Below are 23,840 nucleotides of genomic sequence, written 5' to 3'. Positions count from 1 at the left end.
CGGTCAGTTGCGCTTCGTCGCGCTGACCTCCTGCACCGGCGGCGCATTTTCCCAGCCGCCACCCAGGGCTCGGAACAGCGAGACCTCGGCCTCTGCGCGCGCCGCGGCGGCCGACCCGCTGGAAGCGCGCGCCGCCAGAAGATTGCGTTCCACCTCCAGCAGTTGCAGCGCATTGTCGCGACCCGCTCTGAACCGGATTCGCGTTATCCGCGCGACCTCCTCGGCGGCCTTGGCCGCATCGCGCAGGCTGGCTTCCTGCTCGATGGCGGCCTTGAGCCGCGCGAGCGCCTGTTCGGTCTCCTGCAGTGCGGTGAGCACCGCACCATCAAAGGCCGCCAATCGGGCATCGGCCTGCGCCGAGGCCGCATTGACCCGCGCGCGTGCCGCGCCATCGATCGGCAGCGACCATGAGATCAACGGGCCCAGGCTGAAGCCGATATTGTTCGATTCGCCCAGCGCGCTCGGGCTGGTTCCGCCAATGGTCAGCGAGCCAGCCAGCCGGATCGAGGGATAGAGCGCGGCGGTCGCCACGCCGACCCTCGCCGTATCTGCCGCGAGCCTGGCTTCGGCCGCGCGGACGTCGGGACGCCGCGCGAGCAGGGCAGCGCCGTCGCCGATCGGGATCGCGTTGTCGAGCCGTGGCGGCGTGGTGCAGGCCGCTGCGGCGGCATCAATACTGGCCGGCGTATCGCCGGTCAGCGTGGCGAGCGCATAAAGCGCTGCCCGCTGTTCCGCCTCGAACTGCGGTACCTGGGCCTGGGCCTGGGCGACGAGCAGTTCGGCATTGGCAACATCGCGCCGCTGTCCGCGGCCTGCGGCGAACAGCCGCTGGTTGAGATCGAGCGTCCTTTGCTGCGTGGCGAGCGATTCACGGGCGATGTCAGCCTGCAAGCGACTCGAGCAGGCCAGGGCATAGTTGCGCGCGACCTCCGCTGCCACGCTGACCCGCGCCGCATCGAGATCGGCCGCCGCGGCCAGTGCATCGCCGCGCGTCGCCTCGACCGAGCGACGGACGCCGCCGAACAGGTCGATCTCATAGGATGCATCGCTGCCGAGCTGATAGAAATCGAAGGTCAGCGGCTCGGGCGGGGCAAAGCCCACTCCGGCATTCTGCCCGGTACCGACCTGGTTGGTATTGGCCGAGGCGCTGGTACTCAGGCTGGGGAACAGCCGTCCGCGGGCCTCGCGGATCAGCGCGCGCGCACGGCGCAGATTGGCGCTGGCCTCGCGCACATCGGTATTGCGCTCGAGCGCCTTGCTGACCAGCGCATCGAGCGCCGGGTCCTGATACAGCCTCCACCAGCCTTCGGGCAGCGGCGTGGCGGCAAAGCGCGGATCACCGCCTTCGGCAAAGCCCTGTGCAGCGCTGGCAGGCGTGGTCGGTCGCTCGAAATCGGGGCCGACGGTGCACGCAGCGAGCGTGGCGCTGAGGGCTGCGGCGGCGAGCAGACGGAATTTCAAGGTCATGGCTGGTTGCCCTCCAGAACGGGCTGGCTTGGGGCGGGCGGGGGCGGATCATCCTTGCGGCGGCGGCGCGACCACGCCTTGATCCGCTCCTCGAGCGTCCGCACCATCACATAGAAGGCGGGGGTGAACAGCAGGCCGAAGATCGTCACGCCGATCATGCCGAAGAACACCGCGATGCCTAGCGCCTGGCGCATTTCCGCCCCCGGCCCCGACGAGATCACCAGCGGCAGCACACCCAGAATGAACGCGAGCGACGTCATCAGGATCGGGCGGAGGCGCTGGGCGGCGGCATGGCGCGCTGCCTCCAGCACCGACTGGCCATGATCCTCATTATGCTTGGCGAACTCGACGATCAGGATCGCGTTCTTTGCCGCCAGACCGATCAGCACGACCAGCCCGATCTGCGTAAGGATATTGTTGTCGCGCCCCATCAGGTTCACGCCGAGGATCGCGGCGAGCAGGCACATCGGCACGATCAGGATCACCGCCAGCGGCAGCACCAGGCTTTCATATTGCGCGGCGAGCAGCAGGAAGACGAAGATCACGCCCAACGCGAAGACAAGGGTCCCGGTACTTCCGGCGGCGCGCTGCTGATAGGCGATTTCGGTCCATTCATAGTCGAAGCCCTGCGGCAGCACGCGCTGCGCCAGCTTCTCCATCGCATCGAGCGATTGGCCGCTCGAATAGCCGGGCAAGGTGTCGCCCTGCAGCTCCGCCGCGCGGTACAGATTGTAGCGCACCACGCGATAGGCCCCCGAATCGTTACGCAGGCTCATCACCGCATCGAGTGGCACCATCTGCCCCGTGGACGAGCGCGTGCGCAGCCGTCCGATATCCGAGACATCGTCGCGATAGGGGGCATCGGCCTGCGCGGTCACCCGGAAGGTGCGGCCCAGGAAGTTGAAGTCGTTGATATAGCTCGAGCCGAGATAGGTGCCGAGCGTCGAGAAGATATTCTCCACCGGAACGCCCAGCTGTTCGGCGCGCGCGCGGTCGATATCCGCGAAGAGCCGCGGCGTGCGGGTATTGAACGTGGTGAACGCGCCGGCAATGCCCTCGGTCTGGTTGGCCCCGCCCATCATGGCGAAGGCCGCCCCTTCCAGAGCCTGCAAGCCAGCATTGCCGCGATCCTCGATGATCATCTTGAAGCCGCCGCCGGTACCCAGCCCGGAGACCGGGGGCGGGGCGATCACCAGGATGTTGCCCGCGGTGATCTGCGCCATCGCACCGAACAGCTCGCCTGCGACCTCGGTCGCGCCGATGCGCGTGCCCGCCGGCTTCAGCGTGATGAAGATCGCGCCGGCATTGGGCGCATTGGTGAAGGTCGCGCCGTCAAAGCCGGCAAAGGCAATGGTGCTGACGACATTCGGGTTCTTCAGCGCCAGCGCCTGCGCTTCCTCGAGCGTCGCGGTGGTGCGCTGGAGCGAGGCGCCCGGCGGCATCTGCACCACGCCGATCAGATAGCCCTGATCCTGCGCGGGAATGAAGCCCGCAGGGGTGGCGGCAAAGCGCCATCCCGCCACCGCGATCAGCGCGAGATAGGCGAGCCCCATGAACATCAGGCTGCGGATCGTGCGCGCGGTAAGGCGGCCATAGCGCTCTGACAGCTTGGCAAAGCCGCGGTTGAAGCCGCGTGCAAAGCGCGCGCCCCATCCGCGCCATCCGGCGGGAATGTCCTTGTCCTCGTGGCTGCGCGGACGCAACAGCAGCGCGGCCAGCGCCGGCGACAGCGTCAGCGACACGAATGCCGAGAAAGCCGTCGCACCCGCGATGGTGACCGCAAACTGCTGATAGAAGGCGCCCGAAATGCCCGGGATGAAGGCGGTCGGAATGAACACGCCGCACAGCACCAAGGCAATCGCGATCAGCGCGCCCGAAACCTCGTCCATCGTCTTGTGCGCCGCATCGAGCGGGCTCAGCCCCTCTTCCTCCATCAGGCGCTCGACATTTTCGACCACCACGATCGCGTCGTCGACGACGATGCCGATCGCCAGCACCATGCCGAACAGCGAAAGCGAGTTCAGCGAGAAGCCCAAGGCCGCCAGCACCGCGATCGCACCCGCGAGCGCAATCGGGATGGCGATGATCGGGATGATCGCCGCGCGCCAGCTCTGCAGGAACAGCAGAACGACGATGGCGACGAGGATGATCGCCTCGACCAGCGTGTCCTGCACCGCTGCGATCGACGCCTCGACATAGCTCGTCGGGTTATAGGGGATGCTGTACGCCATGCCCGGCGGGAAATTGCCTTCGGCGCGTTTGAGTTCATCCTCGACCGCCTTGGCGACGGTCAGGGCATTCGACCCGGGCAGCTGCGAGATGGCGAGCGCCACCGTCGGCTTGCCGCTGGCAAAGGCGTTGACGCTGTAATCCTGCGCGCCCAGTTCGATCCGCGCGACATCGGCAAGCCGCGTGAGCGCCAGGCCGTCGCGCTTGATCACGATCTGGCCGAACTCCTCGGGCGTGCTCAGCCGTCCCTGGGTCTGCACGCCCAGCTGGAACGCGGTGCCGCCGCTGTTGAACGGCGGCTGGCCGATCGAGCCTGCCGATACCTGCGCGTTCTGCGCGCGGATCTTGCCGACGATCTCGTCCACGGTAAGGTTGCGGCTGGCCGCAAGCTCGGGATCGATCCACACGCGCATGTTGTAATCGCGCCCGCCAAACAGCCTGGCCGAGCCGACGCCCTCGATGCGCGAGATGCGGTCGATGATCTGCAGCGTCGCATAATTGCTGATATAGGGCTGGCTCAGCGAGCCATCGGGCGAGTAGAAATTCGCGACCATCAGCAGGTCGGGCGAGTTCTTGCGCACGGTGACGCCAATCTGGCGCACCTCCTGCGGCAGGCGCGGTTCGGCGCTGCTGACGCGGTTCTGCACCAGCACCTGCGCCTGGTCGACATCGGTGCCCTGGGCAAAGGTGACGGTGATCGCCAGGTTGCCATCACCGGTCGAGGACGAGGACATGTACAGCATGTCCTCGACGCCGTTGATCGACTCCTCGAGCGGCGCGGCGACGACATCGGCAATGGTTTCGGCGCTGGCGCCCGGGAAGCTCGCGCTCACCACCACCGTGGGCGGCGCGATCTCGGGATATTGCGATACCGGCAGCGTCGGATAGGCGACCACACCGAAAATGACGATCAGGATCGACAGGACCGCCGCGAAGATCGGGCGGTCGATGCAGAAATGGGCGATGCGCATGGCTTAGCTCGCCGTTGCCTGGGCGGGGGCGGGGGTGGAAATGGGCTGCGCGATCGGTGCGTCATCCCTGGCGCGTGCCTTGATCTGGCCCTTGCGCGGGGTCACCACCATGCCTGGCTGCATCCGGGTGAGGCCGTCGATGACGATCCGCTCGGTCGGCGCGATGCCTTCGCGGATCACGCGCAACCCTTCCACCATGGGTCCGGTCTGGACCGGGCGCGGAGCGACCTTGTTGTCCTTGCCCAGAACGAAGACCAGCTTGCGCGTCTGATCGGTGATGATCGCCTCGTCGGGCACCAGCAACGCCTTGTACGTGCCCGAGCCCAGCAATCGCGCGCGCCCGAACATGCCCGGGACCAGGAAACCGTTGGGATTGTCCACCATCGCATAGGCGGTGATCGTGCCGGTATCGGGGCTGATGCCGTTGTTGAGGAACGCCATGCGACCGCGCCAGCGGAAGCTGGGCTCGTCGGCGAGCTGGATTTCGACCGGATTGGGCGCATAGCGCGAACTGCGCCGCTCGCCGCCTGCATCCTGGCGGATATATTTGAGGTAGAAGGCCTCGGCACCATCGAAGCTGAACCGGATCGGGTTGATGCGGACGATGCGCGTCAGCTCGGTCTGCCCGGCAGTGACGAAATCGCCGACATCGACCATCCGGTTCGAGGTGCGGCCCGAGATGGGAGCACGCACTTCGGTAAAGGAAAGATCGAGCTGGGCCTGCTGTCGCCGCGCCTGTGCAGCGGCCAATGATGCCTGAGCGCTGCGCAGATTGGCGGCGAGCGTATCGGCTTCTTCCCTGCTGATGGCATCGAAGCCGACAAGCTCGCGACCCCGCGTGGCCTGCGCCCGAGCATTGGCGAGAGCGGCACGCGCGCTGGCGACGCTCGCTTCAGCCTCGGCCAGCGCAGCGCGGAAGGGTCGTTGATCGATCACGAAGAGCAACTGTCCCTTGCCGACATCGCCGCCATCGCGAAATGCGACGCGCGAGATCGGCCCGGAGACCCGAGCGACCAGCTGGACATCCTCATCCGCCGTGAAGCGACCGATATATTCGTCCCAATCGACGACCTCGCGCTGCAACGGCACGGCGACGGTCGCGGCGGGCGGCGGGGGCGGCGTGGGTGGCTCGGACGAACAAGCGCTGACGAGCAGCGCGAAGGCTGCCGCGAAGAGCGCGCATCTGGGGGGGACGCGCATCAGTGACTCCGGATTTTGATATTGCACCGCAACATCGTGGCGGAAACGTAACGGAAGGTCCAGAGAAAAAAGTTGCAATTAACAACTAATCTATGTTTGTTTTTTGCAACTCATCTGGCGCAACCCGCAAATGCGAGGATTGTTCCACAATCGTGGTCAGGTTGTAGCGGACCAGGCCGAGCGCGCTCCCTTGCAAGGTTGTAGTGCGGTGTCGCGCACCCTATCTGACGCGGAAGTTCACGATGAAGGGGGAATGCCTGATGTTGTACCATGATGCCGAGGATGACGGCGATCTGACGGAAAAGGGCAAGATACCCGTTCCCCAGGACGTTCAGCAGGCCATAGTCACATTGCTGCGCTGGACCGGCGACGATCCCGAGCGCGAAGGCTTGCGCGATACGCCGCTGCGCGTCGCACGGGCGTGGAAGGAATATTGCTCGGGCTATGGCGACGATCCGAGCGTGCATCTCAGCCGCACGTTCGAGGAGGTCGGTGGTTATGACGAGCTGGTGCTGCTCAAGGACATTCCGTTCCAGTCGCACTGCGAGCACCATATGGCGCCGATTATCGGCAAGGCCTCGATCGCCTATATGCCCAGGGATCGCGTGGTGGGCATTTCCAAGCTGGCGCGCGTGCTGCACGGCTATGCCAGGCGGCTGCAGGTACAGGAGCGTCTGACCGCAGAAGTCGCCGCCTGCATCTGGGAGCATCTGCAGCCGCATGGCGTGGCGGTGGTGATCGAGGCGAGCCACAGCTGCATGACCGCGCGCGGCGTCCGCACCCCGGGTGTCGGCATGATCACCAGTCGCCTTCTCGGCTGCTTCCTGGATGACCATCGCTCGCGCAAGGAAGTGATGGGCCTGATGGGCTATTGAGGCCCGAATAGCCCTCTCCCTGCCAGGGGAGAGGGCATTCAGCAAAGTTCAAAGCTGCTCGAGCATGTAATCCGCGCTGCTGACCTTGAAGTCGCCCGGCTCTTCGACGAACAGCTTGTCGACCACGCCGTCCTTGACGACCATGGCGAACCGCTGGCCGCGCTTGCCCATGCCGAAGCCGGTGCCGTCCATGGTGAGGCCCAGAGCCTCGACGAAATCGCCATTGCCATCCGCGAGCATCGCGATCGAATCGGCATTGGCTGACTTGCCCCAGGCGCCCATCACGAACGCATCGTTCACGGCGGTACAGGCGATCTCGTCGACCCCCTTGGCCTTGAGCGCATCGGCCTTTTCGACAAAGCCGGGAAGGTGACGGGCCGAACAGGTCGGCGTGAACGCACCGGGGACCGAGAACAGCGCGACGGTCTTGCCCGCGAAGAAATCCTTCGCCTCGACCTGCTGCGGCCCTTCGGCGGTCGCGCGGACGAACTTGGTGTTGGGGATGGTGTCGCCGACGTTGATCATGGCATTCGTCTCCTGCTGGATATTGGAACCGGGCTGCATGTTGTCCCGTCGCCAGCGCATTGCAAGAGCCCATCGCCGAGCCTGCCCCAATTCCCGATTGTTGGTCTTGGTCGAGGCATATAAAGGAATCTTTATATTTGCCTGTCAGGCCGAGTCTGGCTATGGGAGCCGGAGTTTCCGATCGCCCCCTTGGCCATTCGGACAGACATTCAGGAGATATTGCGTGGCCAGTGCCCCGACCCTCGACCGCAACGATTATGTCGTTGCCGACCTTTCGCTCGCCGATTTCGGCCGCAAGGAAATCGCGATCGCCGAAACCGAAATGCCCGGCCTGATGGCGATCCGCGAAGAATATCGCGCCGCCCAGCCGCTCAAGGGTGCCAAGATCACCGGATCGCTGCACATGACCATCCAGACCGCCGTGCTCATCGAGACGCTGGTCGCGCTGGGTGCCGAAGTCCGCTGGGCAACCTGCAACATCTATTCGACCCAGGATCACGCCGCTGCCGCGATCGCCGCGCAGGGCATCCCCGTGTTCGCCATCAAGGGCGAGACGCTGGAAGAATATTGGGAATATGTCGATCGCATTTTCGATTGGGGCGCCGAAGAAGGCACCACCTGCAACATGATCCTCGACGATGGCGGCGATGCCACCATGTACGCGCTGTGGGGCGCGCGCGTGGAAGCGGGTGAAGAGCTGTTCACCCCGACCAACGAGGAAGAAGAGTGCTTCGTCAAGGTGCTGAAGCGCCGCCTGGCCCAGACCCCCGGCTACCTCACCAAGACCGTCCAGAATATCAAGGGCGTGTCGGAAGAAACCACCACCGGCGTGCACCGCCTGTATGACCTCGCCAAGAAGGGCAAGCTGCCGTTCCCCGCGATCAACGTCAACGACAGCGTCACCAAGTCGAAGTTCGACAACAAGTACGGCTGCAAGGAATCGCTGGTCGACGGCATCCGTCGCGGTACCGATGTGATGATGGCCGGCAAGGTCGCCGTCGTGTGCGGCTATGGCGATGTGGGCAAGGGTTCGGCGGCTTCGCTGCAGGGCGCCGGCGCGCGCGTGATCGTCACCGAAATTGACCCGATCTGCGCGCTCCAGGCGGCGATGGACGGTTTTGCCGTGCAGACGCTGGAAGACGTCGTGTCGACCGCCGACATCTTCGTCACCACCACCGGCAACAAGGACGTCATCACGCTCGATCACATGCGCGCGATGAAGGACATGGCGATCGTCGGCAACATTGGTCACTTCGACAACGAGATCCAGGTTGGTGCGCTCGAGAACATGAAGTGGACCGAGATCAAGCCGCAAGTCGATATGGTCGAATTCCCCGATGGCAAGCGCATCATCATGCTGTCCAAGGGCCGTCTGCTCAACCTCGGCAACGCCACCGGCCATCCCAGCTTCGTGATGTCGGCCAGCTTCACCAACCAGGTGCTGGCACAGATCGAACTGTTCAGCGGCGCCAACAAGTACGAGAACCAGGTCTATGTGCTGCCCAAGCACCTCGACGAGAAGGTCGCCCGTCTGCACCTCGCCAAGCTGGGCGTGAAGCTGACCGAACTGACCAAGGAACAGGCAGCCTATATCGACGTGCCGCTGACCGGTCCGTTCAAGAAGGACGAATATCGCTACTGATCCGCTGCGTTCCGGATCTGCCGGAACCAGGACAGATAAGGGCCCGCTCCGCACCACGCGGGGCGGGCCTTTTGCATGGGCGACAATCGCCCTCGGGCCGATTTCCGTTAACGCGCAAGCCCCCGCGCGCTATAGGCCAGCGAGAATCGCCCCCTTGCTGAGGAGCCAGCCCATGAAATTCTTCGTCGACACCGCAGACACCGCCGAAATCGCCGATCTCGCCGCGACCGGCCTGCTCGATGGCGTCACCACCAACCCGTCGCTGATCGCCAAGTCGGGCCGTGATTTTCTCGAAGTGACGAAGGAAATCTGCGCGCTGGTCGAAGGCCCGGTTTCGGCAGAGGTGGTCGCGCTCGACCATGAGACGATGATGAAAGAGGCCGAGATCCTGCGCAAGATCGCCGACAATGTCGCGATCAAAGTGCCGCTGACGCTCGACGGCCTCAAGACCTGCAAGAAGCTGACCGACGACGGCACGATGGTCAACGTGACCTTGTGCTTCTCGGCCAACCAGGCGCTGCTCGCGGCCAAGGCGGGCGCGACCTTCATCTCGCCGTTCGTCGGCCGTCATGACGATAACGGCTTCGACGGCATGGCGCTGATCGAGGACATCCGCCTGATTTACGACAATTACGCCTTCGACACCGAAATCCTGGTCGCCTCGATCCGCCACCCGATCCACGTCCTCGAATCCGCCCGCATCGGCGCGGACGTCGCCACCATGCCGCCGAGCGTGATCCGCGGCCTGTTCAAGCACGTGCTGACCGACAAGGGCATCGAGGGCTTCATGGCCGACTGGGCGAAGACGGGGCAGTCGATCGGGTAATGGTCGCTTTCGGCAGGGCCACTGATTGTTGAATCTTTGCTCTTGGTGTATGGATGATGCCATGACCAAGCGCTCCAACGCATTGCCGGAAGAAGCCGTACGCTGGAATCTGTCGGTTTCGAGCGACACAGATAGCGCTCTGCGCAAATGGCTGGCTGGTAAGGGTGCGAAGCGCGGAGACCTGTCACGCTTTGTCGAAGATGCGGTGAACCGTCAGGTTTTGCGAGAAATGATCAACGACATCCATGCACGCAACGCTCATCTGCGCGCAGCCGATGTCGAGCAGGTGATTGAAAACGAGATGCGGGACGTCCGTGCGAATTTTTGGCCGGATCAGCGCAGCTAGGGCATGCGCGTGGTGCTGGACACGAACGTCCTGCTCAGCGGCGTCATTTCACCCAATGGCATTCCAGCGATATTGATCCAAGCATGGATTGATAATCGATACACACTGGTCAGTCATGCACTTCAGTTTGCCGAGTTCCGCGAGGTAAGCAGACGCGAAAAGATCAAAGCACTGGTCAAACCCCATGAGGCAGGACGCTTGCTTAACCGCATAACCTCGCTTGCCGAAATTCCCGTCCGGCTTCCCCCGGTTCAACGCTCCCGCGACGCCCGGGACGATTTTCTTCTGGCTCTATGTGAGGCAGGGGCTGCCGATCGGCTGGTAACAGGGGACAAGGACGACTTACTTGTCCTGCGCCGCCACCAACGTACCACCATATTGGGAGCCGCCGAATTTGCGATGGAACTGGGGTTACGATAGCTAATCAATCTGCAAAGCTCTTCGGTGCAGGCGACGCGACCGTCAGCGTGCCCGCGCCCACCTGCTGCACTTCGAGCAGACGCTCCGCAACACCCGCACGGTTGAAGCGGAACGCGCCGTCCAGGCCGATAAAGCCGCCTTCGTCGCGCAGGCGGTCCATCGGGAAGGGGGTGCCGGGCTTCCAGTCGCGGGCGATGCGGGTGGTGAGCAGCACGCTGTCATAGCCGAGCGTTGAGAGGCGGAAGGGATCGGTGCCGAATTGCGCGCGGTATTTCGCGGCATATTGGCGGTAAAGGCCGTCCGAGACGCTGGCGAACCACGCGCCGCGCATCGCGGCCGACGAAGGCAGGGCGCGTTCGGTGTTCCACAATTCCGTACCCAGGATGCGCGCATCGGTCCCGCCATTGGCGCGGATCAGCGGTACGATGCGGATCGCGGCCGCGCCGCTATCGGCGATCAGGATCGCTTCATAGGCGGTGTCGCCCTGCATCTTCTTCAGCGCAGCGGTAATCGCGGCATTGCCCGCGCCATAGCTCTGCATCGACACGACCGTGCCGCCCGCAGCCTTGACCGAGGCGAGCATGGCGGATGAGGCGCGCTGGCCATAGGTGCCGGCGGGGACGAGCGCGGCAAAGCGGGTGATGCCCTGCGACCGGGCATGGCGCACGACGCGGTCGATCGACTGGGCGGGCACATAGCCCATGACGAAGACGTTGTTGCCAGCGATGCCGACATCGTTCGAATAGCTGATGATCGGCACGCGCGCGGCATTGGCGGCGGCGGCGATGGCGACGACGTCGTCGCCCAGCAGCGGGCCGAGGATCAGGCGGTTGCCATCGGCGATCGCGCGCTGCGCGGCGGCCTGCGCGCCGAGCGCGGTGTCATAGCTGGTGATGCGGATGTTGCTGGCCTTGGTGTCCATCAGCGCGAGCGTCGTGGCATTGGCGATCGACTTGCCGACCGCGGCGTCCTTGCCCGACAGCGGCAGCAGAAGGGCGATACGATGGCGCGTTTCGTCGGTCGGCAGCACGCCGGTGATCTTGCCGTCATCGGGCTTGGTCACAGGCTTGTCCGGCTGCTGGCTGGGCGTCGGCGGCGGGGCGGTCTTGGGTACCATCGTCTGGCACGCCGCCAAAGCCATCGACCCCAGCACCAGCATGAGAATGGCCTGCCATTTGCGATAAAACTGTTTCACTGCTTGTCGCTCCCGCCCTGCCGGTCCATGAACATCCGCGTGATTCATGATCCCGAACCCGGCCTGTATATCGTTGCGACCCCAATCGGCAACCTTGGTGATCTTTCGGAACGCGCCCGGCAGGTGCTGGAACAGGCCGATCTGATCGCGTGCGAGGACAGCCGGGTCACGGGCGGCCTGCTCCATCATCTCGGCTTCAAGCGCCCTCTCATACGGTATGACGACCATGCCCGCGCATCGGATCGCGAGCGGCTGATTTCCGCGGCATTACAAGGGCCTGTCGCGCTGGTCAGCGATGCGGGCACGCCGCTGATCTCCGACCCCGGTTACAAGCTGGTGCGCGAGGCACGCGCGGCAGGGGTGGCGATCCATTCGGTGCCGGGACCGTCGGCGGTGATCGTCGCGCTGACCCTGGCGGGGCTGCCCACCGACAGATTTTACTTCCACGGCTTCCTGCCCAACAAGGCAGGCGCGCGCGACCGCGAAATTGCGGCGCTGTCGACAATCCCTGCGACCCTGGTCTTCTACGAAAGCGCCAAGCGGCTCGCGGCGTGTCTCGCAGCACTGCACGCGGGGCTCGGTAACCGCGAGGCGGCGGTGGTGCGCGAGATCAGCAAGAAATTCGAGGAAACCCGCACCGGTACGCTTGCCGAGCTGGCCGAAAGCTATGCCGATGCAGCGCCCAAGGGCGAGATCGTGATCGTCGTCGGCCCGCCACTGGAGGATGAAGTCGAGGCGGACGAGGATGAGGTCGAAACCGCGTTGAAACTGGCGCTCGCCGCCATGCCCCCGGGCAAGGCCGCAGGTGAGGTCGCAAAGCGCTTCGGGCTCGATCGCAAGGCGCTCTATGCGCGGATCATGGCCGAGCGCGATGGCTGAAGCGCGGCGCAAGCAGGCCGAGGCGGCGGGACGGCGCGCCGAGACGCTCGCGGCCTGGTGGCTGCGGCTCAAGGGCTGGCGCATCCTGGCCCATCGCGTGCGCACCCCCTTTGGCGAGGTCGATCTGGTGGCGCGGCGCGGGCGCATCGTCGCCTTTGTCGAGGTCAAGCACCGCCAGAGCCTGCGCGAGCTCGACGAGGCGATCGATCATCACCGCCTGCGCCGCGTCGCTGCCGCCGCCGAGGCGCTGATGCCGCGCTTCGTGCGCGACGGCCAGGATGCACGCATCGACGTGATCCTGCTTGCGCCGGGGCGCTTGCCGCGCCATCTGACGCACGTCTGGCAGGGTGACTGACCGCCGCTGCCCCTCTTTCTGGTTCGAACAAAGGCTTTTCCCCCATGAAAATCGCGGTGCAGATGGACCCGATGCCCGGCATCAACATCAAGGGTGACAGCAGCTTCGCGCTGATGCTGGCGGCACAGGCGCGCGGCTACACGCTCTATCATTATGACGTCGCGACGCTCAGCTACGAGGCGGGCCAGATCACGTGCCACGCGCATCCGGTGACGGTGCGCAACGTTCCGGGCGATCATTACAGCTTCGGCGATCCGGTGCGGCTCGATCTCGGCGAGGATGTCGATGTCGTGCTGATGCGGCAGGATCCTCCCTTCGATGTCGGCTATATCACCGCGACGCACATTCTCGAGCGCCTGAAGGGCCGCACCCTCGTGGTCAACGACCCCGCATCGGTGCGCAATGCGCCCGAAAAGGTCTATGTGCTCGATTTCGAGCGCTTCATGCCGCCGACGCTGATCACCCGATCGCTCGACGAGGTGAAGCGCTTCCAGGCGAAGCACGGCGCGATCGTGGTCAAGCCGCTGCACGGCAATGGCGGCAAGGCGGTGTTCCTGATCGGCGAGGATGGCGCGAACCTCTCCGCCCTGGTCGAGCTGTTCGGCCAGATCTGGCGCGAGCCGTTCATGGTCCAGCCCTTCCTTCCCGAAGTCGCACAGGGCGACAAACGCATCGTGCTGGTCGATGGCAAGGTCGCCGGCGCGATCAACCGCAAGCCGGGCGAGGGCGAATTCCGCTCCAACCTCGCGGTCGGCGGCTATGCCGAGGCGGCGGAGCTAACGACACGCGAGCAGGAGATCTGCGACGCCATGGGGCCCGAGCTTAAGGAACGCGGGCTGCTGTTCGTGGGTATCGATGTGATCGGGGGCCATTGGCTGACCGAGATCAACGTCACCTCGCCGACCGGCATCGTTGCGATCAGCGCGTTCAACAACAGCGATGTTGCGGGCATGATCTGGGACGCGATCGAGGCGCGGCTGGAGAACAAGGCATGAGCGATTTCGTCATCGATCTGGTCGCGCGCGGCGGATATTGGGGCGTCGCGTTCCTGATGGCGCTGGAAAACGTGTTTCCGCCGATCCCTTCCGAGGTGATCATGGGCCTGGCCGGCATCGAGGCGGGCAAGGGCAACATGAACTTGTGGCTGGTGATCTTCGCAGGCACCATCGGATCGGTCGCCGGCAATTATTTCTGGTATGCCATCGGCCGCGCGTTCGGGCTCAAGCGGCTGGATCATTTCGTCGCGCGCTGGGGCCGCTGGTTCACGCTCGATCGGTATGAGATTGATCGATTTACCACGCTGTTTCACCGCTATGGCGGCGCGACCATGTTCTTCGCGCGCATGATCCCGACGGTGCGCACGCTGATCTCGCTGCCCGCAGGGATTTTCGAGATGAGCCGCACCAAGTTCCTCGTCTGGACCTTCGCGGGTGCGGGCGTGTGGAACGTCGTGTTCGCAAGCATTGGCTATCAGCTGGGCGCACGGTTCGAGGAAATCGACAAATATACCGGCCCGGCGTCGACCGCAGTGATCGGTATCATCGTGCTGGTCTATGTGATCCGCGTGATCTTCTGGCGGCCGCATCCCGATCCCGTCCAGCAGGACTGAGCGCGATCAGGCGCGCGGATGCGCGTTCTCGTACACGTCGAGCAGATGCGCGGCATCGACCTGGGTGTAGATTTGGGTCGATGACAGGCTCGCGTGGCCGAGCAATTCCTGCAGCGAGCGCAGGTCCGCGCCGCCCGCGAGCAGATGCGTCGCAAAGCTGTGGCGCAGGGCGTGCGGCGTCGCATCCTCAGGCAGTCCGAGGAGGCGGCGCGCATTCATCATCGCGCGGCGGACCAAAGCCGGGGAAAGCGGCCCGCCGCGCGTACCCCGGAACAGCGGCTGGTCGTGCTCCAGCCCAAAGGGAACCAGCGCGGCATAATGCGCAATCGCCTCGCGAAGCTGCGGCAGCACCGGTACGACGCGCGGCTTGTTGCCCTTGCCGATGATGCGCAGCGTCTCGCCGACCGGCAAAATCTCGGCCTTCAGTCCCGCAGCCTCACTGATGCGCAAGCCCGCACCATAGAGCAGCAGCAGCACCGCCCAGTCGCGTGCCTGCACCCAGGCCGGAGCGTCGCGCGCCGCCATGCTGTCGCCCAGCGCCATGATGTCATCGGGCGCGATCGGGCGAGGGAGCGAACGCTTGAGCCTTGGCCCCTTGAGGCGGGGAGGTGCAACCTCACTACCAGCTTCGGACGCAGCAAAGGCGAGGAAGGCGCGGATCGCCGACAGTTCGCGTGCGGTGCTGCGGTTGCTCAGGCCATCGCCGCGTCTTGACGCCAGAAAGGCGCGCAGGTCCGCCGGAGTCGCGCTGGCAAGGCGGCGGTCGGTCGCAGCCTCACCCCAATGATCGCCCAGAAAATCGACCAGCCGCTCGGCGGTGGCGACATAGGCGCGCACGGTGTGCAGCGAACGGCGGCGATTGTCGGCAAGGTGCGACCGCCAGCGCTCGAGCAGGTGCGGGGGCGGGTTCGCGGTCATGCTGTCAGGCTATCAGAGCGCTTGCGGCGGCTCAATCGCAACCAGTTCAGCGAGCAGGGCATCGAGCAGCGGCATGCCTTGCTCGGTCACGGTCAGATGCGAGTCGGTCATGTGCACCAGGCCCAGCGCCGCCAGCTTTTCGGCAGCCGCCCGGTCGATCAGCGCAGCCTCTTCCACGCCCGATAGCGCGGCGATCCGGGCCAGATCGACACCTTCTGCCAGGCGCAGGCCCATCAGCAGCGCTTCCATCGCGCGCGTCTCCGCATCCAGCGGGCGCTCGACCGACAGGCCATGACCGTTGCGCGCAATCGCGCCGAGATAGTTTTCCGGCTTGCGGTGCCGCTCGGTCGCAAGGCTACCGCGCCGCCCGTGCGCGCCGGGACCGATCCCGGCATAATCGCCATAGCGCCAATAGGTGAGATTGTGGCGGCTCTGTTCGCCGGGGCGGGCGTGGTTGCTGATCTCATAGGCGAGCAGGCCGTGCGCGCTGGTCAGGCTGCGGGTCAGTTCGAACAAGTCGGCGCAATGGTCGTCATCGGCGGGAATGAGCTCGCCGCGCCGCACCAGCGTCTCGAAGCGCGTGCCGGGCTCAATGGTCAGCTGGTAGAGCGAGAGATGCCCGGTGCCGAAGCTGAGCGCGCGGCGCAGCTCGGCCTCCCATTGGCTGAGCGTCTGGCCGGGCCGGGCATAGATCAGGTCGAACGAGACGCGGCCGAAATGCTGCTGCGCGGTAGCGAGCGCGCGTACTCCCTCCTCGACGCCATGCGCACGTCCGAGAAAGCCGAGCGTCGCATCGTCGAGCGCCTGCAGGCCGAGCGACACGCGGTTGACCCCCGCGCGCGCGAGATCGACAAAGCGCGCGGCCTCGACCGAAGAGGGGTTGGCTTCGAGCGTGATCTCGATGTCCTGGCTGGCGGGCCAATGGCCGGTGGCCGCCTCGATCAGCGCCTCGACCAAGGCGGGCGGCATCAGCGACGGCGTGCCGCCACCGAAGAAGATCGAGCCGAGCCTGCGACCCGGCAGCAGCGCGGCTTCATGCGCGAGATCGGCGAGCAGGGCCGCCTGCCATTCAGGGATGTCGACGCTCTCGCGGACATGGCTGTTGAAATCGCAATAGGGGCATTTGGAGACGCAGAACGGCCAGTGGATATAGAGCGCCAGCGGCTCCGCCCGGTCATCCGCCACCGGAGACGCAGTCACGGGTTCAGCGCTCAAGACAGGCCTTGACCAGCTTGGCAAAGGCATCGGCGCGGTGGCTGATGGCGTGCTTGTGCTCGGGGTCCAGTTCCGCAAAGGTCTGCTCGAAGCCATTGGCGACGAACACCGGGTCGTAGCCGAAACCGAGCTTGCCGCGCGGTGGCCAGGTCAGCGATCCGCTGACACGGCCTTCGAACACTTCAGCATGACCATCAGGCCAGGCGAGCGCCAGGGTGCAGATGAAATAGGCGCTGCGATCGACATCGGGGCCGAGTTCGCACAGCCGCCCCTCGACCTTGCCCATGGCCATATACCAGTCGCGGCCCGGTGCGCCTTCGAACCATTGACGTTCCGCCCAGTCGGCGGTGTAGACGCCGGGCGCGCCGTCCAGCGCCGCGACGCACAGACCGCTGTCATCGGCGAGTGCGACGCAATTGGCCCCCTTGGCCGAGGCATGCGCCTTGAGCAGCGCGTTCTCGGCGAAGGTCGTACCGGTCTCTTCGGGCTCGGGCAGGCCGAGATCGCCCGCCGAGACGGGCTCGATGCCGAACGGTTCGAGCAGCGCGCGAATCTCGCGCACCTTGCCCTGGTTATGGCTGGCGATCACCAGCCTGCCGGGTTCGAGCCTGCGTGCCGCCATGACGTCAACCGACCGCCTTGCCCTGCGCTTCGAAAATCTGCGCGCAGCCCATGCGGGCGAGGCGCAGCAGGCGCAACAGCGCTTCCTCATCATAGGGCGCGCCCTCGGCGGTCGCCTGCGCTTCGGCGATATTGCCGCCCTCGATCAGCACGAAATTGGCATCGGCATCGGCATTCGAATCCTCGATATAGTCGAGGTCGAGCACCGGCGTGCCCTGGTGGATGCCGCAGCTGATCGCAGCGACCTTGGCAGTGATCGGGTCTTCCTTGATCAGCCCCTGCGCCATCAGTCCGTTGACTGCGAGGCGCAGCGCCACCCACGCGCCCGAGATCGACGCGGTGCGCGTGCCACCATCGGCCTGGATGACGTCGCAATCGACCGTGATCTGACGCTCGCCGAGCTTCTTGAGATCGACGACCGCGCGCAAGGAACGCCCGATAAGCCGCTGGATTTCCTGCGTACGGCCCGACTGCTTGCCCTTGGCCGCCTCGCGCTGGCCGCGCGTGTGCGTCGCGCGCGGCAGCATCGAATATTCCGCCGTCACCCAGCCTTCGCCCTTGCCCTTGAGCCAGGGCGGAAGGCGCTCCTCGATGCTTGCAGTCACCAGCACGCGGGTATCGCCGAAACCGATCAGGCAGCTGCCTTCGGCATGCTTGGTAAAGCCGGTTTCGATGCTGATGGTCCGCATTTCGTCGGGGGCGCGGCCGGATGGGCGCATAAGTGATTCTCCAATAGGTCGGACCCGCTGTCCGTTCCGCGCCGATAGCGGGCGGTTGGCAGATTGGAAAGCGCCAAGCCTCTTGCCAGCCGAGTGCAAAAATGGCAGGGGACGCGCCTTGCCAGCGACCATGGGCGATTAGCTCAGTTGGTAGAGCATCTCGTTTACACCGAGAGGGTCGGCAGTTCGAGCCTGTCATCGCCCACCATGGTCGGCAATGCGTTGCGCAAGGGCAACGCCGTTCGGCAAAATTCCACGAAGCCGGTTTCGTTCAGCTACCGGTCAGGCTGTGCGCCACATCACACGCGCATGTCGAGCCAGTATGTCCTCACCGTGATTCTGGGTGCAGCCCTGCCGCTGCTGCCGGTGACGTTCGTCAACCTCGATCGCAATATTCCTGCGCAGGAAGAGTGCATCGGCAAGAAGCGCGTGGCGACCATGCCGACCCGCGCCAAGAAGGAAAGCCCGCGCAAGCGCTGCCGCGTGATCGCGCCGATCCTGATGTGATGCTTAGCGCTCAACCCTTGGCGGCGAGCGTTTCTTCCATCAGCGCCGATGCGCGGGTGCCGTTCCAGTCCATCCCGCCGATCATCCGCCAGACCTCCTTGCCTTGCGCATCATACAGCACCGTCGTCGGCATCACGCCGGTCTGATAGCTAAAGCCCAGATTGTTTTCCTGATCGGTATAGGGCTGCAGGTTCTTGAAGCCTTTTTCGGCAAAGAACGGCGCGATCTTGTCCAGATTCTGCATGTCCTGCGAGATGGTCAGCACGACCAGCCGGTCCTTCTCGCGCGCGGCCAGGGCATCCAGTGTCGGCATCTCCACCACGCACGGGCCGCACCAGGTCGCCCAGAGATTGACCAGCACCGGCTTACCCTTGAACGCGGCGAGCGTGACCGTCTTGCCGTCGGGAGCCTTGAAGCTGACGTCGGGCGCGGCCTTGCCCCGCTGCGAGATATCGAGCGTGCCCGAGAGCGGCACATCGGCCCCGGCCTTTTCTGCGGTTTTTTCCGCGCCTGCGGGTTGCTCCCCGGCGGGCGATTGCCTATCGCAGCCGCCGATTGTCAGCGCGGCCAGGGCCAGCACCGGCCAGAGGCTGCGGCGCGAAAGATGGACGATAGGCATGGGAAACAACTCCAACAGCATGTGGGGCGGACGCTTCGCCGCCGGGCCATCCGACGTGATGCGGGCCATAAATGCTTCGATCCCGTTCGACAAGGCGCTGTGGCGGCAGGATATTGACGGGTCGCTGGCGCATGTCGCGATGCTGGGCGCGCAGGGCATCATTCCCGCCGAAGATGCCGAGGCGATCACGCAAGGCCTCAAGCAGATCGCGGAGGAATATGCCGCCAATGGTGTCGCCGAGGACTGGGCGCTCGAAGACATTCACATGCATGTCGAGGCGCGGCTGTCCGAGCTGATAGGGCCCGCAGCCGGGCGGCTGCATACCGCGCGCTCGCGCAATGACCAGGTCGCGACGGACTTTCGCCTGTGGGTGCGCGATGCCTGCGATGCCGCCGATGCCGCGCTGAAAGCCCTGCAGACCGCTCTGGTCGACCGCGCCGAGAGCCATGTCGACGCGATCATGCCGGGCTTCACCCATTTGCAGATCGCCCAGCCGGTGACGCTGGGCCACCATCTGCTCGCCTATTACGAGATGTTCGCGCGCGACCGCGACCGCTTCGCCAGTGCCCGCGCACGGATGAACCAGTGTCCGCTGGGTTCGGCGGCGCTCGCCGGCACGGGCTTTCCGATCGACCGCGACGCCACCGCGAAGGCGCTAGGTTTCGACCGCCCGACGGCCAATTCGCTCGATGCCGTGTCCGATCGCGATTTCGCGCTCGATTACCTGAATGCGGCCGCACAGTGCGCGCTGCATCTGTCGCGCCTGGCCGAAGAGTTCATCATCTGGGCGAGCCAGCCTTATGGTTTCGTCAAGCTGCCCGACAGCTTCTCGACCGGATCGTCGATCATGCCGCAGAAGCGCAACCCCGATGCGGCCGAGCTGGTGCGCGGCCATGCCGGGCGGATCATCGGCTGCCAGACCGCGCTGATGGTGACGATGAAGGGCCTGCCGCTCGCCTATTCCAAGGACATGCAGGACGACAAGCCGCCGGTGTTCGAATGCGAGGGCCTGCTGATGCTGAGCCTTGCCGCGATGACCGGCATGGTTGCCGAGACCGGCTTCGATACCGCCGCAATGCGCAAGGCGACCGAGCGCGGCTTTGCCACCGCGACCGACCTTGCCGACTGGCTGGTGCGTCAGGCCGGCATCCCCTTCCGCGAGGCGCATCACATTACGGGTGCGGTGGTCAAGCTGGCAGAGGGCAAGGGTGTCGCGCTCGATGCGCTCGCGCTGGACGAACTCCAGGCGATCGATCCACGCATCTCGCAAGCGGTGTATCCCGCGCTTTCGGTCGATGCCTCGGTCGCCAGCCGCAACAGCTATGGCGGCACTGCGCCCGATCAGGTAAGGCATCAGGTGGCCCGCGCCCGTGCCGCGCTGGCGGGAGAAGCATGATGCCGCGTAGCTCGATTCTGATTGCCGGTGCCGCCATTGCCGCCTTGGTTGCGCTCCCCGGCTGCGGCAGTCGGCAAAAGCTGACCACGGTCGAGGGCACGAAACCGGTGCCTCCCGCCTATGGCGCTGTCGGTGCCGCCGGACCCAACGAGCTGCTCGAGCCGAGCACCCAGGCGCGGCCAGAGCGCAACGTCGAACTGCGCCGCAAGTCCGAAGCGCGGGTCGACGATCCGTTCGATCTTCCTCCCGAATAACAGGACCGTTCCCCCCATGGATCATTTCGCACTGGTAGACGGCGAGCTGTTTGCCGAACGCGTTCCGCTGGCGCGCATTGCCGAGGAAGTCGGCACCCCGGTCTATGTCTATTCGCGCGCAACGCTCGAGCGCCATGCCGACGTGTTTCGTGAAGGCCTGGCAGGCGTGCCGCGCAAGCATCTGGCGTTCGCGGTAAAATCCAATCCCAACCTCGCGGTGCTCAAGGTGCTCGCCGGACGCGGTTATGGCGCCGATGTCGTTTCTGCAGGCGAGCTCGACCGCGCATTGGCCGCTGGCATCGCTGCGCATGACATCGTGTTCTCGGGCGTCGGCAAGACCGAGACCGAGATGCGCCATGCGCTGGCCAGGCAGATCGGCCAGTTCAACATCGAATCCGAAGAGGAAGGCCGGATGCTTGCCGAGGTGGCCGCTTCGATGGGGCTGACCGCGCAAGCGACGCTGCGCATCAATCCCGATGTCGATGCCGGCACGCATGCCAAGATCTCGACCGGCAAGGCAGATAACAAGTTCGGCGTCGGCCTGCATGTCGGGCCCGGTATCTACCAGCGGCTGTCGCAGCTCCCCGGCATCGCGCTGCGCGGCGTGGCGGTGCATATCGGCAGCCAGCTGCTCAGCCTCGATCCGCTCGAAGCCGCGTTCGGCAAGATCGGCGAGCTGGTCGCGCAACTGCGGAGCCAGGGGCATACGATCACCCATGTCGATCTGGGCGGGGGCCTGGGCGTGCCTTATCAAGCCGCGACCGAACCGCCATCGCCCGCCGATTATGGCGCGCTCGTTGCCCGTGTGACGCGCGACTGGGATGCGGTTATCCAGTTCGAACCGGGCCGGGTGATTGCTGGAAATGCCGGCGTGCTGCTCACCCGCGTGATCCGTATCAAGCCCGGCATTCGCGATCCGTTCGTGGTCGTCGATGCTGCGATGAACGACCTCGCCCGGCCCGCGCTCTACGACGCGTGGCACGATTTCGAGGCCGTGCGCCCCGATGGCACCCGGATGATGGCGAATATCGTGGGGCCGGTGTGCGAGAGCGGCGATACCTTCGCGATGGGTCGCGACATCGACACCGTCAGCGACGGCGATCTGGCAATCTTCCGCACCGCCGGAGCCTATGGCGCGACCATGGCTAGCAGCTATAACAGCCGCGGCATTGTCGCCGAGGTGCTGGTCGATGGCGACCGCTTTGCCGTCGTCGCCAACCGGATCAGCCCTGCCGAGATCATGGCGGCAGAGACCGTGCCTGACTGGCTGTGAACCAGCTCCCCATCTTCGTGAACCTGCGCGGGATGCCGGTCATCCTGCTGGGCGGTGGCGAGATGGCGGATGCCAAAAGGCGGCTGATCGAGCGGGCAGGGGGGCTGTGCGTTGGCGAGGATGATCGTGATGCCCGCATCGCCATCGTCGCCCTGGAGGATGAGGCCGAAGCGGTTGAGGCCGTCGCTCGGCTGAAGGCGCGCGGGCTGCTCGTCAACGCCGTCGATCGACCTGCATTGTGCGATTTCACCACGCCCGCGATCATCGACCGTGATCCCGTGCTGATTGGGATCGGCACCGGCGGCGCGTCGGCGGGGCTCGCCAAGGCGCTGCGTCAGCGTCTGGAAGCAATGCTGCCTGCGAGGCTGGGCGAACTTGCCAAGGCGCTCGATGCCGCCCGTGACGCCATCCGCCAGCGCTGGCCCGGAGGACCGGACCGCAGACGCGCGATCGATGCGGCGCTGGCACCGGGCGGCGCGCTCGATCCGCTGACCGATCAGAGCGACGATGCCGTAGAGCAGTGGATCGAACATGGCGGCCAAGGCGTCGCCTCCGGCGTCTATACCCTCGGCATTGCCTCGCCCGATCCCGACGATCTGACGCTGCGCCAGGTACGCCTGCTCGGAAGCGCGGATCTGGTGCTGCACCCTGCCGATATGCCCAGGGCCATCCTGTCGCGCGCCCGCGCCGATGCGGCGATGCGCGTCGATGATGGCGACTCTGAAGAGCCCGGCGTGGTCGTCAGGCTGGTTTGGGCGACGACAGCCGGAAATTCATGAAGATCGTGGCGATCGGCTTGGCGGGATCGTCCTGCCAGGCCTTGGCCTCGACATTGGCGACACGCCGCCCGATGCGCGTCACTTCGCCCAGCGCATATGTCCGCGCCTCGCGCCCGCCGCGCATGAAATTGATCGTGATGTTGACCGGCTTGATCCGCACTGCGGGTTCTTCCGCCGCCACCGTGACGCGCAGCGCGGCGATCGCGGCGATCTCCATCAGCCCGCTCATTGCGCCGCCGTGCAGAAAACCGGGCCGTCCCATGACCTGGGGACCATAATCGAACGCCATCACCGGCAGGCCCTTGTGGAGGTGATCGACGGTAATGCCCATCGTCTCTGCAAAAGGCGGCATGAAGCCGAGGATCGCGTTCATATCGGGATCGGTGCTCATCGCTCAGCCCAGAAAATTTTCGACGCGGATGAACGTGCCCGCAACATGCGCGACCGGATCATCGGGATCGCCATCATGCGCGATGCCCCGCACGAACGCCATCGACCGCGTGACCTTGTAGCATTCGCCGCGTCCGATCACGGACTTGCCCGGCGTGGCGGGGCGCATATAGTCGACGCGCAGATCGAGCGTCACCTGCGGGCGGAATTCGCCGATCGCGGTCCAGACCGACAGGCTGGTGGCATTGTCCATCAGGCTGATGATCGGGCCCGACGCGATCACTCCGCTTTGCACATCGCCGATCAGCCTTTCGGAATAGGGCAGCTCCATCTCTACCCAGCCAGTGCCATGCGCGCGATAGCGCATGCCGAGATGCCCACCATGCCCGAGCTTGCCCAATATGCCTTCGAAAGCACTGGGATCGAACCCGCCTGACATCGTCTCTGTCCTGGTCATATGCGGCGGCCGATTCGGGATGCGGCAGGGAGTGCGGAGGAAAGCTGTAACATGCGCTGCGGACTGTGCACGCTGCAGCGCCGAGGTCAATGGGTTACACATGCACCCCGCGACGCTGCAGCACCGCCAGCATGACGCCGCCGCATCTCCTGT

At 65.2% G+C, this 23,840-nt stretch carries 26 protein-coding genes and 1 tRNA gene; 15 read left to right on the top strand and 12 right to left on the bottom strand.

Translation table 11 applies throughout. From position 1 onward, the window contains the following. Window positions 1–3: 3 nt before the first annotated feature. The 3 genes from AX725_RS15560 to AX725_RS15550 are packed head-to-tail and all read right to left on the bottom strand — an operon-like array spanning window position 4 to window position 5,867. Entirely contained in the window at window positions 4–1,467 is a 1,464-nt protein-coding gene (locus tag AX725_RS15560) for an efflux transporter outer membrane subunit (RefSeq protein WP_060979624.1), read from the bottom strand. After that, window positions 1,464–4,667 (bottom strand): efflux RND transporter permease subunit, encoded by a 3,204-nt coding sequence (locus AX725_RS15555; RefSeq protein WP_060979623.1) that lies wholly within the window; start codon window positions 4,665–4,667, stop codon window positions 1,464–1,466. The genes AX725_RS15560 and AX725_RS15555 overlap by 4 nt, the downstream gene beginning before the upstream one ends. A 3-nt stretch (window positions 4,668–4,670) precedes the next feature. After that, window positions 4,671–5,867: an efflux RND transporter periplasmic adaptor subunit gene (locus tag AX725_RS15550; RefSeq protein WP_066114806.1), complete on the bottom strand. Its 1,197-nt coding sequence runs from the start codon at window positions 5,865–5,867 to the stop codon at window positions 4,671–4,673. A gap of 260 nt (window positions 5,868–6,127) precedes the next feature. Here AX725_RS15550 and folE point away from each other — a divergent pair, with 260 nt between their 5' ends. After that, window positions 6,128–6,742, top strand: coding sequence for a GTP cyclohydrolase I FolE (gene folE, locus AX725_RS15545; RefSeq protein WP_060976917.1), 615 nt, complete (start codon window positions 6,128–6,130; stop codon window positions 6,740–6,742). Between the two features lie 48 nt (window positions 6,743–6,790). Here the strand turns inward: folE and AX725_RS15540 are convergent, their stop codons facing one another. Next, window positions 6,791–7,267, bottom strand: coding sequence for a peroxiredoxin (locus AX725_RS15540; RefSeq protein ID WP_060976970.1), 477 nt, complete (start codon window positions 7,265–7,267; stop codon window positions 6,791–6,793). Window positions 7,268–7,490: 223 nt separating this feature from the next. Between AX725_RS15540 and ahcY the strand changes: the two genes are divergently transcribed. From ahcY to AX725_RS15520, 4 genes are all read left to right on the top strand, one after another. After that, window positions 7,491–8,909 (top strand): adenosylhomocysteinase, encoded by a 1,419-nt coding sequence (gene ahcY / locus AX725_RS15535; protein ID WP_060976918.1) that lies wholly within the window; start codon window positions 7,491–7,493, stop codon window positions 8,907–8,909. Between the two features lie 172 nt (window positions 8,910–9,081). Continuing rightward, window positions 9,082–9,735, top strand: coding sequence for a fructose-6-phosphate aldolase (gene fsa, locus AX725_RS15530; RefSeq protein ID WP_023836351.1), 654 nt, complete (start codon window positions 9,082–9,084; stop codon window positions 9,733–9,735). A 61-nt stretch (window positions 9,736–9,796) separates the two neighbouring features. Continuing rightward, window positions 9,797–10,081 (top strand): ribbon-helix-helix domain-containing protein, encoded by a 285-nt coding sequence (locus AX725_RS15525; RefSeq protein WP_067511881.1) that lies wholly within the window; start codon window positions 9,797–9,799, stop codon window positions 10,079–10,081. 3 nt (window positions 10,082–10,084) lie between these two features. After that, window positions 10,085–10,501, top strand: coding sequence for a putative toxin-antitoxin system toxin component, PIN family (locus AX725_RS15520; RefSeq protein ID WP_060976920.1), 417 nt, complete (start codon window positions 10,085–10,087; stop codon window positions 10,499–10,501). 4 nt (window positions 10,502–10,505) lie between these two features. Here AX725_RS15520 and AX725_RS15515 read toward each other — a convergent pair whose 3' ends face one another. After that, window positions 10,506–11,696, bottom strand: coding sequence for a penicillin-binding protein activator (locus AX725_RS15515; RefSeq protein ID WP_060976921.1), 1,191 nt, complete (start codon window positions 11,694–11,696; stop codon window positions 10,506–10,508). A 27-nt stretch (window positions 11,697–11,723) separates the two neighbouring features. On the opposite strand from AX725_RS15515, the gene rsmI reads away from it, so the two are divergent. The 4 genes from rsmI to AX725_RS15495 are packed head-to-tail and all read left to right on the top strand — an operon-like array spanning window position 11,724 to window position 14,539. Continuing rightward, on the top strand, window positions 11,724–12,575 hold the full coding sequence (rsmI, locus tag AX725_RS15510; RefSeq protein WP_082730717.1) for a 16S rRNA (cytidine(1402)-2'-O)-methyltransferase: 852 nt from the start codon (window positions 11,724–11,726) through the stop codon (window positions 12,573–12,575). Further along, entirely contained in the window at window positions 12,568–12,930 is a 363-nt protein-coding gene (locus AX725_RS15505; RefSeq protein WP_060976922.1) for a YraN family protein, read from the top strand. The genes rsmI and AX725_RS15505 overlap by 8 nt, the downstream gene beginning before the upstream one ends. A 44-nt stretch (window positions 12,931–12,974) precedes the next feature. Continuing rightward, on the top strand, window positions 12,975–13,925 hold the full coding sequence (gene gshB, locus AX725_RS15500) for a glutathione synthase (RefSeq protein WP_060976923.1): 951 nt from the start codon (window positions 12,975–12,977) through the stop codon (window positions 13,923–13,925). Then, on the top strand, window positions 13,922–14,539 hold the full coding sequence (locus AX725_RS15495) for a DedA family protein (protein ID WP_060976924.1): 618 nt from the start codon (window positions 13,922–13,924) through the stop codon (window positions 14,537–14,539). The genes gshB and AX725_RS15495 overlap by 4 nt, the downstream gene beginning before the upstream one ends. A 6-nt stretch (window positions 14,540–14,545) precedes the next feature. Here AX725_RS15495 and AX725_RS15490 read toward each other — a convergent pair whose 3' ends face one another. The 4 genes from AX725_RS15490 to rph are packed head-to-tail and all read right to left on the bottom strand — an operon-like array spanning window position 14,546 to window position 18,012. Beyond that, window positions 14,546–15,457: a tyrosine recombinase XerC gene (locus AX725_RS15490; RefSeq protein WP_060976925.1), complete on the bottom strand. Its 912-nt coding sequence runs from the start codon at window positions 15,455–15,457 to the stop codon at window positions 14,546–14,548. Window positions 15,458–15,469: 12 nt separating this feature from the next. Beyond that, a complete protein-coding gene (hemW, locus tag AX725_RS15485) occupies window positions 15,470–16,672 on the bottom strand; it encodes a radical SAM family heme chaperone HemW (protein WP_060976926.1) in 1,203 nt (400 codons plus the stop codon). Then, the gene (gene rdgB / locus AX725_RS15480; protein ID WP_060976927.1) at window positions 16,662–17,294 is read right to left on the bottom strand and encodes an RdgB/HAM1 family non-canonical purine NTP pyrophosphatase; all 633 of its coding nucleotides are present in this window, start codon (window positions 17,292–17,294) and stop codon (window positions 16,662–16,664) included. Before rdgB ends, hemW begins: the two co-directional genes overlap by 11 nt. Window positions 17,295–17,298: 4 nt before the next feature. Further along, on the bottom strand, window positions 17,299–18,012 hold the full coding sequence (gene rph / locus AX725_RS15475) for a ribonuclease PH (RefSeq protein WP_060976928.1): 714 nt from the start codon (window positions 18,010–18,012) through the stop codon (window positions 17,299–17,301). Between the two features lie 132 nt (window positions 18,013–18,144). Between rph and AX725_RS15470 the strand changes: the two genes are divergently transcribed. Further along, window positions 18,145–18,220: transfer RNA gene (locus tag AX725_RS15470), tRNA-Val, on the top strand. A gap of 101 nt (window positions 18,221–18,321) precedes the next feature. Continuing rightward, complete coding sequence (locus AX725_RS15465; protein WP_155646010.1) at window positions 18,322–18,519, top strand: hypothetical protein; 198 nt, start codon at window positions 18,322–18,324, stop codon at window positions 18,517–18,519. Between the two features lie 10 nt (window positions 18,520–18,529). On the opposite strand, the gene AX725_RS15460 is transcribed toward AX725_RS15465, so the two are convergent. Beyond that, window positions 18,530–19,138 carry a TlpA family protein disulfide reductase gene (locus AX725_RS15460; RefSeq protein WP_208597777.1) on the bottom strand — a complete coding sequence of 203 codons (609 nt, stop codon included), beginning with the start codon at window positions 19,136–19,138 and terminating at the stop codon, window positions 18,530–18,532. 19 nt (window positions 19,139–19,157) lie between these two features. On the opposite strand from AX725_RS15460, the gene argH reads away from it, so the two are divergent. Genes argH through AX725_RS15440 form a run of 4 tightly spaced genes read left to right on the top strand, consistent with a single transcriptional unit; the run spans window position 19,158 to window position 22,840 of the window. Beyond that, on the top strand, window positions 19,158–20,534 hold the full coding sequence (gene argH / locus AX725_RS15455) for an argininosuccinate lyase (RefSeq protein WP_060976931.1): 1,377 nt from the start codon (window positions 19,158–19,160) through the stop codon (window positions 20,532–20,534). Then, window positions 20,534–20,788 carry a hypothetical protein gene (locus tag AX725_RS15450; RefSeq protein ID WP_060976972.1) on the top strand — a complete coding sequence of 85 codons (255 nt, stop codon included), beginning with the start codon at window positions 20,534–20,536 and terminating at the stop codon, window positions 20,786–20,788. Before argH ends, AX725_RS15450 begins: the two co-directional genes overlap by 1 nt. A gap of 16 nt (window positions 20,789–20,804) precedes the next feature. Beyond that, the gene (lysA, locus tag AX725_RS15445; protein WP_060976932.1) at window positions 20,805–22,061 is read left to right on the top strand and encodes a diaminopimelate decarboxylase; all 1,257 of its coding nucleotides are present in this window, start codon (window positions 20,805–20,807) and stop codon (window positions 22,059–22,061) included. Next, window positions 22,058–22,840, top strand: a complete 783-nt coding sequence (locus tag AX725_RS15440; RefSeq protein WP_060976933.1) for a precorrin-2 dehydrogenase/sirohydrochlorin ferrochelatase family protein — start codon at window positions 22,058–22,060, stop codon at window positions 22,838–22,840. The genes lysA and AX725_RS15440 overlap by 4 nt, the downstream gene beginning before the upstream one ends. Here the strand turns inward: AX725_RS15440 and AX725_RS15435 are convergent. Continuing rightward, a complete protein-coding gene (locus AX725_RS15435; RefSeq protein ID WP_099046457.1) occupies window positions 22,803–23,231 on the bottom strand; it encodes a PaaI family thioesterase in 429 nt (142 codons plus the stop codon). The two genes, AX725_RS15440 and AX725_RS15435, sit on opposite strands and share 38 nt — an antisense overlap. 3 nt (window positions 23,232–23,234) lie before the next feature. Further along, a complete protein-coding gene (locus tag AX725_RS15430; RefSeq protein WP_060976934.1) occupies window positions 23,235–23,669 on the bottom strand; it encodes a PaaI family thioesterase in 435 nt (144 codons plus the stop codon). Window positions 23,670–23,840: the final 171 nt, after the last annotated feature.

It is taken from the genome of Blastomonas sp. CCH9-A1 (assembly GCF_001557175.1).
Classification (GTDB): domain Bacteria; phylum Pseudomonadota; class Alphaproteobacteria; order Sphingomonadales; family Sphingomonadaceae; genus Blastomonas; species Blastomonas delafieldii_A.
The sequence above is the reverse complement of the archived record's forward strand: the minus strand, read 5'-3'. Positions and strand labels throughout refer to the sequence as shown.